The 12,771-nt window shown below is 66.4% G+C and carries 15 protein-coding genes; 8 read left to right on the forward strand and 7 right to left on the reverse strand.

Annotated features, from left to right (window positions below; genetic code table 11):
* The first annotated feature begins 37 nt into the window (after window positions 1-37).
* Complete coding sequence (locus tag FJW10_RS20125; protein WP_140901356.1) at window positions 38-931, forward strand: alpha/beta hydrolase; 894 nt, start codon at window positions 38-40, stop codon at window positions 929-931.
* A gap of 85 nt (window positions 932-1,016) precedes the next feature.
* Here the strand turns inward: FJW10_RS20125 and FJW10_RS20130 are convergent, their stop codons facing one another.
* Entirely contained in the window at window positions 1,017-1,241 is a 225-nt protein-coding gene (locus tag FJW10_RS20130) for a hypothetical protein (protein ID WP_140901357.1), read from the reverse strand.
* A 326-nt stretch (window positions 1,242-1,567) separates the two neighbouring features.
* On the opposite strand from FJW10_RS20130, the gene FJW10_RS31065 reads away from it, so the two are divergent.
* The 5 genes from FJW10_RS31065 to FJW10_RS20155 all read left to right on the forward strand — a co-directional run bounded on the left by FJW10_RS31065 (window position 1,568) and on the right by FJW10_RS20155 (window position 3,259).
* Complete coding sequence (locus tag FJW10_RS31065; protein WP_348639763.1) at window positions 1,568-1,783, forward strand: KGG domain-containing protein; 216 nt, start codon at window positions 1,568-1,570, stop codon at window positions 1,781-1,783.
* 162 nt (window positions 1,784-1,945) lie between these two features.
* The gene (locus FJW10_RS31070) at window positions 1,946-2,434 is read left to right on the forward strand and encodes a hypothetical protein (RefSeq protein ID WP_140901358.1); all 489 of its coding nucleotides are present in this window, start codon (window positions 1,946-1,948) and stop codon (window positions 2,432-2,434) included.
* A gap of 27 nt (window positions 2,435-2,461) precedes the next feature.
* Window positions 2,462-2,680 (forward strand): hypothetical protein, encoded by a 219-nt coding sequence (locus tag FJW10_RS20145; protein WP_140640886.1) that lies wholly within the window; start codon window positions 2,462-2,464, stop codon window positions 2,678-2,680.
* Window positions 2,681-2,711: 31 nt separating this feature from the next.
* The gene (locus tag FJW10_RS20150) at window positions 2,712-2,909 is read left to right on the forward strand and encodes a hypothetical protein (RefSeq protein WP_140835933.1); all 198 of its coding nucleotides are present in this window, start codon (window positions 2,712-2,714) and stop codon (window positions 2,907-2,909) included.
* A gap of 35 nt (window positions 2,910-2,944) precedes the next feature.
* A complete protein-coding gene (locus FJW10_RS20155; RefSeq protein ID WP_140835934.1) occupies window positions 2,945-3,259 on the forward strand; it encodes a plasmid stabilization protein in 315 nt (104 codons plus the stop codon).
* Between the two features lie 230 nt (window positions 3,260-3,489).
* Here FJW10_RS20155 and FJW10_RS20160 read toward each other — a convergent pair whose 3' ends face one another.
* The gene (locus FJW10_RS20160) at window positions 3,490-3,948 is read right to left on the reverse strand and encodes an Lrp/AsnC family transcriptional regulator (protein WP_140901359.1); all 459 of its coding nucleotides are present in this window, start codon (window positions 3,946-3,948) and stop codon (window positions 3,490-3,492) included.
* 169 nt (window positions 3,949-4,117) lie between these two features.
* Here FJW10_RS20160 and FJW10_RS20165 point away from each other — a divergent pair, with 169 nt between their 5' ends.
* Both FJW10_RS20165 and FJW10_RS20170 read left to right on the forward strand, forming a co-directional pair.
* On the forward strand, window positions 4,118-4,861 hold the full coding sequence (locus FJW10_RS20165; RefSeq protein WP_140901360.1) for an AzlC family ABC transporter permease: 744 nt from the start codon (window positions 4,118-4,120) through the stop codon (window positions 4,859-4,861).
* Complete coding sequence (locus tag FJW10_RS20170; RefSeq protein ID WP_140835936.1) at window positions 4,858-5,160, forward strand: AzlD family protein; 303 nt, start codon at window positions 4,858-4,860, stop codon at window positions 5,158-5,160. The genes FJW10_RS20165 and FJW10_RS20170 overlap by 4 nt, the downstream gene beginning before the upstream one ends.
* Before the next feature lie 24 nt (window positions 5,161-5,184).
* Here the strand turns inward: FJW10_RS20170 and FJW10_RS20175 are convergent, their stop codons facing one another.
* The 5 genes from FJW10_RS20175 to FJW10_RS20195 form a co-directional block, all read right to left on the reverse strand.
* Complete coding sequence (locus FJW10_RS20175) at window positions 5,185-7,281, reverse strand: EAL domain-containing protein (RefSeq protein ID WP_140901361.1); 2,097 nt, start codon at window positions 7,279-7,281, stop codon at window positions 5,185-5,187.
* A gap of 255 nt (window positions 7,282-7,536) precedes the next feature.
* Entirely contained in the window at window positions 7,537-8,691 is a 1,155-nt protein-coding gene (locus FJW10_RS20180; protein WP_140901362.1) for an amidohydrolase, read from the reverse strand.
* Between the two features lie 149 nt (window positions 8,692-8,840).
* Complete coding sequence (locus FJW10_RS20185; RefSeq protein ID WP_140901363.1) at window positions 8,841-10,037, reverse strand: diaminopropionate ammonia-lyase; 1,197 nt, start codon at window positions 10,035-10,037, stop codon at window positions 8,841-8,843.
* Between the two features lie 210 nt (window positions 10,038-10,247).
* Entirely contained in the window at window positions 10,248-11,483 is a 1,236-nt protein-coding gene (locus tag FJW10_RS20190; RefSeq protein ID WP_140901364.1) for a Zn-dependent hydrolase, read from the reverse strand.
* Window positions 11,480-12,682, reverse strand: coding sequence for a diaminopropionate ammonia-lyase (locus FJW10_RS20195; protein WP_140901365.1), 1,203 nt, complete (start codon window positions 12,680-12,682; stop codon window positions 11,480-11,482). The genes FJW10_RS20190 and FJW10_RS20195 overlap by 4 nt, the downstream gene beginning before the upstream one ends.
* Window positions 12,683-12,771: the final 89 nt, after the last annotated feature.

The raw sequence follows: 12,771 nt of genomic DNA on the forward strand, positions 1-12,771 counted from the left end.
CTTTGACCCTCAGCGCCGCACCCCGCCGGAGGCAAGCATGTTCGCCGATTTTGAGGCATCGGAAATCGACACCGGCGGGGCGCGTATCTTCGCCCGCCATGGCGGCAGCGGGCCGGGCCTGCTCCTGCTGCACGGCTTTCCCCAGACGCATGCGATGTGGCGCGACGTGGCGCCCAGCCTGGCGCGGGATTTCACCGTCGTCTGCGCCGATCTGCGCGGTTATGGGCAAAGCTCCTGCCCGCCATCGGCCGCCGACCATGCGGCCTACGGCAAGCGCGCCATGGCCGCCGACATGGTCATGCTTATGGAAGAACTCGGCTTCAAACGTTTCCTGGTCGCCGGCCATGATCGCGGCGGGCGCGTCGCCTACCGGCTGGCGCTCGATCATCCGGACCGCGTCGAGAAGCTCGCCGTCCTCGACATCGTCCCTACCGCCGAAGCCTGGGACCGGGCCGATGCGAGGCTGGCGCTAAGCTTTTGGCCGTGGTCGCTGCTGGCGCAGCCTGAGCCCCTGCCGGAGACGATACTGGCGGCGGCGGCCGAAGCCATCCTCGACAATGCCCTTTCCGGCTGGGGATCCGCAGCCGACGCGTTCCCGCCCGGCGTGCGGCAGGCCTATGTCGATGCCCTGCGCGATCCGGCGCATATTCACGCCATCTGCGAAGAGTATCGCGCGGCGGCTTCGCTCGACCGTGTGCACGACCATGCGGACCGGGAGGCCGGCCGGCGCATATGCTGCCCCGTGCTGGCGCTGTGGAGCGAACACGGGGCGCTGGCCGAATGGTATCGGGACGAAGACGGACCGCTGGGCATATGGCGGAACTGGGCCGACGATACCAGCGGCGGAGCGATGCCCGGCGGCCACTTCTTTCCGGAGGAGTCGCCGATCGAAACGGCGGCCACGCTCGACGCCTTCTTCTCCGGAAGATGACGCCCTCTTCTCCATCTTCTCCAGAAGATAGCGACACGCTTTCCGGCAGATGGCGCCGGCCGGCCAAGCGGCCGGCCAGCCGGGCTTATACCAGCACTAGGTAGAGCAACGGCAGGGCCGCAAGGCCGATTGCCATTGCAATGAGCGCGGCGTGGCCGAGACGCTCCGCGCGTCTGGCAATGTCGGCGACCTCGTCCTCGTCGTTGATGATATCGAGGAACGAAAGATCGATACGGGTGGTACGCTGGTTGTCGTTGGCAGGCAGGCTTTCGGCATCCTGCCGGGCGGGCTTTGCAGAGATATAGGTCAAAACGTCTCTCGCTCCGAAGCCGGCTGCGCGGCCTTCTTGTTTATGGATATTGGTGCCCGCCGGAATTGCGCGGGGGGCGACCGGCGGGCACCATTGACGGCCGGCGATGGAGGGGGCTTTTTCGTCGGCCGCTCACCAATTCCCAAAAAGAGATTTGGTTGCACAGGCCAGCCCAATGCGCTGGCCGGGTCGGACTTCAGTCTGACCGAGTCACGAAATGTTTCGGCCGGAACATCGGTTGCCGGCACCTGTTCTCCTTACTCAGGGATGTTGACGCGTCCTTGAATTCACCCTCAACAAAAATCCGAATCAACGGAGAATTCGATATGCCCAATCAAGGCGGAACCCACGAACAGCACGTCAAGGCCGGCCAGCAGAGCCACAAGAACCGCGAAGACCAGCATCGCGGCAGCGGGCAGCAGCAGGCCGAGGACCGCAACATGGGTCAGCGCAGCGCCGGCCAGCATCGAGGTGGCAGCGGCAACTTCGCCGAAGACCCCCAGCGCGCCTCCGAGGCAGGCCGCAAAGGCGGTCAGCGCTGAGTTCAAAATGGCGTCCGCGTTCGCGGACGCCATTTTTCTGTCCGGCGACTTCCAGCTGTCCCGCGACTTCAGCCCGGATGGAACCTCTTCCCCCTCCTCCAGTTCCCTTAGGGATCGGCCTCAAGCGAAGCCGTCGCCGCAGGACGTTACACGGAGGCACCGATGTCCTTGCATACACTTCATCCCGAACGCGTCGATGAGACCCGCATGCGGGCCTATTCGACCTTCGGCCCGTTGCTGATCCACTCGTTGGCGCAGAAACTGGCGCTGTGCCAGGGCACGCGCGAACTGGACAAGCTCGAACAATCGCTGGTGCGGCTGATCGAGGAGACCGACGTCGCCGCGCCGCAGGGCGAGGAGATGAAGGAATTCGCCGTCGAGCTCGTGGTGTCGACGCTGCGCAATGCGCGCGAGCATCCCGACGCCAAGCAAGATCTGGAAGAAATCGACGGACGCCGCGCCGAGGGCCGTTCGGAAGATCCGGACACGCTGGAAGAGCAGTTGCAGTCCGGTCTTGAGGACTCCTTTCCAGCGAGCGATCCGCCAGCCGTGGTCTCGACCGCGATCACCGGCGGCTCGAAGGACATCGTCGGCACCGACGAGGTGCTGCGCCGCAAGAAGCAAGCACGCCGCAAGCAGACGGCGAACTGATACGGCGGAAATCGAAGGAGCCCTGCGATGACTCAGGCGAATAACAATATACCGAACCGGCCGGGCGCCGCCGATGCGCCGGCAACCGGCAATTTGCCGACCAAGGGCGGCGACGATCCCGATGTGCGCTTCCTGGCGGAGCACACCGATCTTTCGCCGAAGCAGGCGCGGGAGTTGATACGCGAGCACGGGCACGACCGCGACAAGCTGCTCGAGATCGCACGGACCATGAAAGCGGAGGGCTGACCCTCCCTACAAATCGAAAGCGAGGCAGACCATGAGCAACGAACCACGTCCAGGACGGCCCGGAACAACCGAACAATGGCCGCGCTGGGAGGGCCCGAAGGGCAACCGCCCACCCGGTTATCTGAGGCCGAAGGACGATCCCGACAGGAACCGCGACGCGGCCGGCGAGAACAACAAGGATCCGGAACGGTCCGACCTCGGCGACGTCGCCAAGAAGAAGCGTTCCTGAGGCCGAATACACTCAGGGCAACAAGGAGCAAACAAATGCCACGTGGCGAGAAATCGAAATACACCGACAAGCAGGAACGCAAGGCCGACCACATCGCCGAAGGTTACGAGAAGCGCGGCGTCTCCGAGAAGGAAGCCGAGCGGCGGGCCTGGGCGACCGTCAACAAGGATGACGGCGGCGGCAAGAAGGAAGGCGGCTCCGGTCGCGGCAAGCACACCGGCAATCCGGCCGCGCACAAGGGCGGCAGGACGGGCGGCAAGGCCTCCGGCGAGCGCTCCGCGGCCGCGCGTTCGGCGTCGGCCAAGAAGGCGGCTGCGACGCGCAAGAGGAATGAAAGCCACGCGCATTAGCGATGGCGATTGGATTGCAGGCGTCCGCAATTGGCGAAATCGGCGGCGCCGCCCCCCATTTCTCCCCGTGACTATACGGGGAGAAATGCCCGGCAGGGCAATGAGGGCAGAACTGCCGCTCGAGTTTGTCGTTGCTGGCGCCAAGCTCTCGGGACGCCGAACGCCGCGCCACCCCTCATCCGCCCTTGGAGCACCTTCTTCCAGTTGAACAGGGAGATGGGAAAAGCCCCTTACAGCGGCATCTCGGACGTCTGCTTGATCGTCTGGCTGGGCACGTCCGTCTTGACGTTCTGCACGCCCCTGATGCGGCTTAGATGCTCCGACTGGAAGCGGCGGTAATCGTCGATGCCGGCGGCGACGATCCGCACCATGGCGTCGCAGTCGCCCAGCATCAGATAGCACTCCATCACTTCCGGGAACTTCGCCACCTCGGCGGCGAAATGCTCGATCGTGTCCTCGTCCTGCTGCTTCAGCCAGATGCGGGTGAAGAAGGTCTGGCCGCGGCCGATCTTGGCCGGATTGAGAACCGCGACATAGCGATCGATGACGCCGGCCTCCTCCAAAAGCTTGACGCGGCGCAGGCAGGGCGACGGCGAAAGGCCCACCTCCCTGGCTAGATCGTTGTTGGCCATGCGCCCGTCGCGCTGCAAGGCGCGAAGGATGCGCCTGTCGGTCTCATCCAGCTTCATGGTGTCAGATTCCAACCTTCCGTCAAAATACGCCATCTGATACCAAATATTTGCAGAAACGGCGTATCTTCGCAACCCGATTGCCGGGCGTTTCGGCTATGGTCCGGCAACCGATAACCGACAACCGACCGGGAGAACGGCGGCCGCGAAGCCAGCCGAAGGCAAAGTCATGAGCATTTCCGAGATCGCCCTTGCCGGGGAGCAAACCGGCAATGGCCGCGGCGCCGAATTCCGGCGCGGGCTCGCCGCCTCGACGCCGGTGCTGCTCGGCATCATCCCCTACGCGCTGGTGCTTGGCGCGCAGGCCTCCCAGAAAGGCCTCGGCGTCGTCGAGGTGCCGCTGATGACCGGGCTCAACTTCGCCGGTGGCTCGGAATTCGCGGCCATCCAGCTCTGGACCTCGCCGCCGCATATCCTGCTGATCGCTGCCATCACCTTCCTGGTCAACAGCCGGCATTTCCTGATGGGCGCGGCACTTGCACCGTTCATCAAGCATCTGCCGAAGCGACAGGTGTTTCCGGCGCTGTTCCTGATGTGCGACGAGAGCTGGGCCGTGGGCCTGGCCGATGCACAGCGCCGCGCCGCCGCCGGCCTGCGGCCGGCCTTCAGCCTGCCTTTCTATCTGGGCGCCGGCCTTCCCTTCTACCTCGCCTGGGTGGCGTTCACGACTTGCGGCGCGGCACTCGGGCCGGTGCTTGGCGACGTCGAGACATACGGCTTTGCAATGGCCTTCCCGGCCGTCTTCCTGGTGCTGCTTCGCGGCATGTGGAAGGGCTTTGCCGCGGCCCGGCCCTGGCTGGTCAGCCTGGTGGTGGCGGCGCTCGTCTATCTCGTCGTCCCCGGCGCCTGGTATGTGGCGGCCGGCGCGCTGTCCGGCCTGGTGGCCGCGTGGTTCCTGGCAGGTGAGAGATGATCGATCCGATGACCGTGCTCGCCATCCTGGCGATGGCCGGCGTGACGTACCTCACCCGCATTGGCGGCTATGTGGTCTTGAGGAATCGCACGCTCAGCCCGCGCGCCATGGCGGTGATGGAGGCCGCCCCCGGCTGCGTGCTGATCTCGGTGATCGCGCCGGACTTCGTCTCGAAGAACCCGGCCGACCTAGCCGCGCTCGCCATAACCGTGCTTGCCGCGACGAGGCTGTCGATGCTGCCGACGGTGGTGGTCGGGGTGGCTTCGGCCGGAGCGTTGCGGTGGCTGATGGGTGGCTGATCTCTCCCCCGACGGAGGAGACGCTTAACCAGCCCGCATTCCCAACGCGCCGCCCGTCGCCCTTGCAACGATCGCTTCCAGCGGCTCGGGCCGGTGCAGGAAATAGCCCTGGCCATAGGCGACGCCCATGCCCATGAGAATCTCCAGCGCGTTTTTCTCCTCGACCTTTTCGGCCACCACCGCGGCGCCCATCGAGCGGGCGATGCCGGTGATCGCCGAAACGATCTCACGGTCGAACCGGCTTTCGGCGATGTGCTCGACGAAGGAACCGTCGATCTTGATGGCGTCGATGGGGAAGCGCCTGAGATATTCGAACGAACTCATGCCGGCGCCGAAATCGTCGAGGCTGACGCGGCAGCGGCGTTGCCTCGCCTTGCGCACGAACTCCGCCGCGGCATCGAAATTGGTGACGGCGGCGGTCTCGGTGATCTCGAAGCCGATGGCCGACGCCGGCGCGCCACTGTCGGCGATGGCCTCGTCGACGAAATCCCAGAGCTGCGGATCGGAAAGCGTCTGCGCCGACAGGTTGAAGTCGAGCGAGATGGCGCCCGCGCGCATCGCCTCGCCGTGGCGCGTCAGCGCGGTGCGGATGATCCAGCGGTCGAGCCGGGCGGCAAGGCCGAAGCGTTCGGCGACCGGCATGAAATCGCCGGGCGGGATCATCTTGCCGTTGCGAGCCACGAGCCTGGCCAGCACCTCGACGTGGCGGCTGTCTTCCCATGGCCGGCCGAGCCGGTGGATCTCCTGGCCGAACAGCTTCTGCCGGCCGTCGTCCATCGCGTCGACCAGGTCGGCGGCCAGCCGAGCGGCGTTGAGGCCGCCGGCGCCCGACGTCGTTTCCGGCGAAAACACCGCGAAGCGGTCCCGACCGCCGGCCTTGGCGGCGTAGCAGGCATCGTCGGCGCAGGCGAGCGCGTCGGCCACCGTCATGTTGCGGTCGCGCACGAAGGCGATGCCGATGCTGGCGGCAAGCCTGCGCGAGGTGATGGCAGAGCCGAGATCGGCGTTGCGCACCGCGGCGAGCACCGCGCGGGCAAGGTGCTCGGCACAGGCGTCATTGCAGTTCGGCACCAGCAGCGCGAATTCGTCGCCGCCGAGGCGGGCCGCCTGCGCCGACACGGGCAGGCTGGCGAGTATGCCAGCCGCGACGCTCTTCAGCGCCAGGTCTCCGGCGGCATGGCCGGCATAGTCGTTGAGCGCCTTGAAGTAGTCGAGGTCGACATAGAACACGGCAAGCGGCAGCCGCCCAGCCATGGCGATGTTCTCGGCAAGCAGCCGGTCGAAGGCCGAACGGTTGAGCAGCCCGGTCAGGGCGTCGTGACGCGCGGCGAAGGCAAGCTCCTCGGCGCGCCTCTTCTCCTCGGTGATGTCGCGCACCGTGCCCAAAATCTGGCCGGCCGAGCCGACGCCGGCAATGAAACGCACCAGCGACTCGACATGGCGGACCTGGCCGTCACGCAGGACGATCCGGTATTGCGAGGCGACGACGCTGCTCGAGCCGGGCTCGATCTTGTGGGCCCGCTCGGCGGCGTCCTTGTCATCAGGATGAAGGTAGGTGTGCCACAGGTCGGCCGCCACCTCATCGGTATCGGCAACGAGGCCGAATATCTCGCGCGTGCGCGCGTCCCAATAGCTTTTCCTGGTGCCGATATCGTGGTGCCAGATGCCGGTGCCGCTGGCGGCAAGCGCAAGACGGAAGCGGACATTGACCTGCTCGAGCGCCGCCTCCGCCTCTTTCTGCCGGGTGATGTCGGTCTGCACGCCCATCAGCCTGAGCGGCTTGCCGTCGGCGTCGCGCTCGACAATGCCGCCGCGGTCGAGCACCCAGATCCAATGGCCGTCCTTGTGGCGCAGGCGCAGCTCGGTCTCGATGGAATCGACGATGCCCGCAATATGCCGGTCGCCGCTCTCCTGCGCGCGCTGGCGATCGTCGGGATGGGTAAGCTTCAGCCAGAGATCGGGCGTGTTGGCGAGTTCGCCAGCTTCATAGCCCAGCATCTTCGACCAGGTCGGCGAATAGTAGCAATCGCCGGTCGACAGATTCCAGTCCCATAGGCCGAGATGAGCCCGGTCGAGCGCCAGCGCCCAGAACTTGCCGTTGCGTTTATCGTCGTCCGCCATTCTTTGTTCTTGCCGTCCTGTCCCGGCAATACTGCATGAAAGCAGAGAAGAAAGAGTTACCGGGGCGGTTCAGCCAATCTTCCCCCTTGTGGGGGAGATGGCCGGCAGGCCAGAGGGGGGCGTGAAGGATCGCGGCGTTGCAGGAATTTCGATCAAGGCTGCTGGCAAAGCTGTTCGCCTGCGACAGCCTGAAACGCTGGCGGGACAGCGCCCCCTCTGCCCTGCCGGGCATCTCCCCCACAAGGGGGGAGATGGCTAACCGCCCAGCCGTCTCCTCACCACCGCCGCATGAAACCGCGCGCCGTGCAGCAGGCCCTCGTCGTTGAAATCATAGGCCGGGTTGTGCAGCGGCGCGGTGCCGCCATTGCCCATGAAGACGAAGCAACCGGGGACCTGGTCGAGGAAGCGGGCGAAATCCTCCGAGGCGGTCATGGGCTCGGCAGCGACGCGAACCACGTCGTCGGCCAGCACCGTACGGGCCGCCGCAAGCGCCTCGTCCACCAGCGCCGCGTCGTTGATCAAAGGCACGAACTCGCGGGTGTAAGCGACTTCAGCCGCGACGTTATAGGCCTGCGCCGTGCCCTCGGCGATGCGGCGCATCTCCTTTTCGATCGCGGCGCTCACCTCGGGCCGGAAGCTGCGGCAATCACCGAGGATGCGCGCCAGCCCCGGCAGCGCGTTGCGGACGCCGTCGGTGATGAGCTCGGTCACCGAGACGACGCCGATGTCGGCCGGGCTCAGGCGCCGCGAGACGATGGTCTGCAGGTTGACCACCAGCGCGCAGGCGGCGACCAGCGTCTCCCGGCCGGCATGCGGCCGCGCCGCGTGGCCACCGAGGCCTTTGAGCACGATCTCGAAATTATCCTCGGCCGACATGACCGGACCGCCGCGGGTTTCGAAATGGCCGATGGGCAGGCCCGGCATGTTGTGCAGCCCGAATATCTCCTCGAAGGGAAAGCGCTCGAGCAGGCCGTCGTCCAGCATAGCCAGCGCGCCCCTGCCCCATTCCTCGGCCGGCTGGAAGATGAAGCGCACCGTGCCGTCGAAGCCGCCTTCGGCGGCAAGCAGCTTTGCCGCGCCGAGCAGCATCGCGGTGTGGCCGTCATGGCCGCAGGCATGCATGGTGCCGGATGTTTGCGAGCGCCAGACTTGCGTGCCCTGTTCGGCGATGCGCAGCGCATCCATGTCGGCGCGCAGTGCGATGGCGCGGTTGCCGCTGCCGCGGGTCAGCGTGCCGACGACACCGGTGCCGCCGACGCCTTCGGCCACCTCAAGTCCGAAGTCGCGCAGCTTTTGCGCGACGAACGCGGCTGTGCGTTTTTCCTCGAAGCCGAACTCGGGATGGGCATGGAGATCGCGCCGCCACGCCGTCATCTCGCTGTGCAAAGCCTGTTGGTCGAGTTCAGCCATCGTCGCCCCTCAAGCCCCTTTTCTCGACCCAATTCCGGAAGGCTACGGCGAAGTCGCCGAGCATAACGGCTGCGCACTTTTCCTGGAATTGCTCTTTTCTCGACGCAATCCCGGACGGAAAACCGGCCCGCACTTGTCCTGAATTGCTTTCACGCAGTCTGCAGGAACACTTCTTCCGGCGCCATCCCGACCAGCTCGGCAAAGCGGCCGTGGTCGGTCGCGCCCTCCGAGTTGATGACGAGCACGCGCGAATGCGCATCGAGGCCGAGCGCCGCGCGCATGTGCCTGTCGCCTGCGGCGCGGACCAGCCCGGCGAGGCCTGCTCCGCCGCTTTCGCCGGAGACGATGGCCGGATCGTTGCCCAGAGGCCGCGCCAGCCGCTTCATCACCGCGACCGCGTCCTCCTCTTCCACCGTCATGAAGGCATCGCCGACGCGCGCCAGCACGCGCCAGGCGACCAAGGACGGCTCGGCGCATTCGAGCATCGTCATCACGGTCGACTCCTGATTTGCGATCGTTGCCGGACGTCCGGCCTCAACCGAAGCGTAGACGCAGGCCGAGCGCCGCGGCTCCACCACCACGGCCTTCGGCCGCCTGGAGCCAAGCATGACAGCCATATGGCCGGCGACCGCCGCGGCAAAGCCGCCGACGCCGGCCTGCAGGAAGACATGCGTGGGCGGCTCGGCCATGCGCCGCAACGTCTCGCGCACGATCACCGTATAGCCCTGCATGACCAGTCCGGGGACGCGCTCATAGCCCAGCCAGGACGTGTTGGAGACGATCTTCCAGCCGCGCTCGGCGCCGACGCGGGCGACTTCGCGCACCGCATGGTCATAGCCGCCTTCGACCTCGACGATCTCGGCGCCGAAGCGGGCGATGGCCGCGACACGCTCGCGGCTTACGCCGGCATGGACGAAGATCACCGAGCGAGCGCCGACGAGACTGGCGCCCTGCGCCACGGAGCGGCCGTGGTTGCCGTCGGTGGCGCAGACGAAGATCATGCTCGACGCGATCTCGCGCACCCTGGCGTCGTTTATCTCACTGATATCGACATCGCGCCCGAGCCACTTGCCGGCCTCCTCCAGCACCAGCCGCATAACGGCATAGGCGCCGCCCAGCGCCTTGAAGGAGCCCAGGCCAAGACGCTGACCCTCATCCTTGACGTGAAGCGCCGCGATGCCGAGCGTCTGGGCCAGCGCCGGCAAGGCATGCAGCGGCGTTTCCGCATCGTTGTCGCGCGCCTTGAGGTAATGCTCGGCCCGCGCGCCGCCGGCCATGCCGAGGGACTCGGCATCGGCGGCAACCAACGGCTGGTTGTGTTCTGGGCGTTGGTTGAGAAGCAGCATGCTAGTCTTCCTGCTAGGCACTGAATTCTGTTGGCGGATGCGATTCCGGCGCGATTCCGCGCGCTTTAATTGGCTAAGTGATTGAAGTTTGTTTCAATTGGATGTCGCCGAATGTTCGCTTCGGAAGGACTCGATATAGTCAACTTGACTATTTTTGGTGGTATTGGCCTGACGGCCTGCCGCCGAAACGCCGTAGACGCCCGCCCCCTGTCAATCGGCCGCCAGCCTGGCGGCGACGCTGAGCAGAATGTTGGCGCCGGCAACAAGTTCGCTGGCGGCGGTGAACTCGGCCGGGTTGTGGCTGATGCCGCCCCGGCTCGGCACGAAGATCATCGCCGACGGCGCGATGCGCGCGATCATCTGCGCGTCGTGTCCGGCGCCCGAGGTCATGCGCCGGCACGAAAGGCCGGCGGCCTTGGCGCCATCCTCGATCAGCGAGACGATGCGGGCATCGAAGGTCACCGGCTCGAATCGCGCCAGGCTTTCGGCATGGATGGTGACACCGGTGCTTGCGGCAAGCTGGTCGAGGAACGTGGCGAGCGCGGTTTCCTCCTCGCGAAGGTGCGTTTCGACCGGGTCGCGCAGGTCGATGGTGAAGGTCGCCCGCGACGGGATGACGTTGATGGCGTTGGGCTCGAAAGCGATGGTGCCGACGGTCGCGACCGTGCGCGTCGACGACGCACTGGCCCGGTCCGCGAGAAAGCCGATCACCCGCGCGGCGGCGACGCCGGCATCGCGGCGCATCGACATGGGCGTGGTGCCGGCATGGTTGGCCTCGCCGTCGATGGTGACGCCCTGCCACGAAATGCCCTGCAGGTTTTCGACCGCGCCGACGGCGATGCCTTCGCGTTCGAGCACCGGCCCCTGTTCGACATGCAATTCGACATAGGCATGCGGCTTGAGGAAGCCGGGCTCGTGGTTACCGGCATAGCCGATGCGCTCAAGCTCCTTGCCCAGCACCGTGCCGTCGGTGCCGACCGAGGCCAGCGCTTCCCCGAGGTCGCGGCCGCCGGCAAAGACCAGCGAACCCATCATGTCGGGCGAAAAGCGCACGCCCTCCTCATTGGTGAAGGCGGCAACGACGAGCGGGCGCGCCGGCGCGAAGCCGGCCTCCTTCAGGCTCTCGATCGCTTCGAGGCCGGCAAGCACGCCATAGCAGCCGTCATAGATGCCGGCGTCGATCACCGTGTCGATGTGGGAGCCGAGCAAGAGCGGCGCCCGGCTTTCGTTGGCGCCATCCTTCCAGATGCCGAAAATGTTGCCGATGCGGTCGACGGCGACCTCAAGCCCTGCCTCTTCCAGCCAGCCGACGAGGCGGTCGCGGCCAAGCTTGTCCATGTCGGAAGCGGCGACGCGCACGAGCCGTCCCTGAGCGTCGCGGCCGATGCCGCCGAGTTCCTCGATACGGCCTAGAAGCCGGTCGGCGTTAATCGTCAGATTGCTCATGCCGGCTGCCTTGCGTTTGCGACTTCGTCCGGCGCCATGCCGACCAGCTCGGCATAGCGGCCGGGATCCGTCGCGCCTTCGGAGTTGACGATCAGCACGCGGGAGCTGAAGTCGAGACCGAGCGCCGCCCGTATCTTCCTGTCGCCGGCAGCGCGGATCAGGCCGGCGAGCCCCGCCCCGCCGCTCTCGCCGGAGACAATCGCCGGATCATTCGCCTTGGGTCGCGCCAGGCGGTTCATCACCGAGATCGCATCCTCTTCCTCGACCGTCATGAAAGCATCGCCGATCCGCGACAGCACCCGCCAGGCGACCAAGGACGGCTCATAGCATTCGAGCATCGCCATCACCGTGGGCTTGCTGTGCGCGATGGCCACCGGGCGGCCGGCCTTGGCGGTGGCGTAGACGCACGCCGCCCGCGCGGGCTCGACCACGATTGTCTTCGGCCGATCCTCGCCAAGCCTGATGGCGAGATGGCCGGCCACCGCCGCGGCGAAGCCGCCGACGCCAGCCTGCAGGAAGACGTGGGTGGGCGGCCCAGGCAAACGCTTCAGCGCTTCGCCCACGATCACGGTATAGCCCTGCATCACCAGTCCCGGAATGCGCTCATAGCCCGGCCAGGAGGTGTCGGAGACGACGGTCCAGCCGCGCTCGGCGGCGACGCGGGCGGCTTCCCTGACCGACTGGTCGTAGTCGCCGGCAACGCGCGCCATCTCGGCGCCGAAGCGGGCGATGGCCGCCACGCGTTCGTTGCTGACGCCCGAATGGACGAAGATGACGGAGCGCGCGCCGACAAGGCCGGCGCCCTGCGCCACCGAGCGTCCATGATTGCCGTCGGTGGCGCAGGCGAAGGTCATTTGCGCGGCGATCGCCCTCACCTCCGGCTTGTGCAGTTCCTCGACATCGACGGCGCGGCCTAGCAGCCTGCCGGCCTCCTCCAGCACCAGATGCATGACGGCATAGGCGCCGCCGAGCACCTTGAAGCTGCCGAGGCCAAGGCGCTTGCCCTCGTCCTTGAGGTAAAGGGCGCCGATGCCGAGTTCGCCCGCCAGCGCCGGCAAGGCATGAAGCGGCGTCTCGGCATTGTTGTCGCGCGCGGCAAGGAAGCGCTCGGCCTCCCCGGCGCCGGCGAGCCCAAGCGTCGCGGCGTCTTCCTCGGTCAGCGACTGGCGATGATCCGGGTGGCGGTTGAGCAGGAACATGGGTCGGCCTTTCTCCATCTCGATGCGTTGAAATTTATTGCAAGCGAGGCGAGAGAAGCGCTCTGTTTTGGCGCTTGAAATGCAAGTTT

Origin of the sequence: Mesorhizobium sp. B4-1-1 (assembly GCF_006439375.1) — a bacterium.
Lineage (GTDB): Bacteria > Pseudomonadota > Alphaproteobacteria > Rhizobiales > Rhizobiaceae > Mesorhizobium.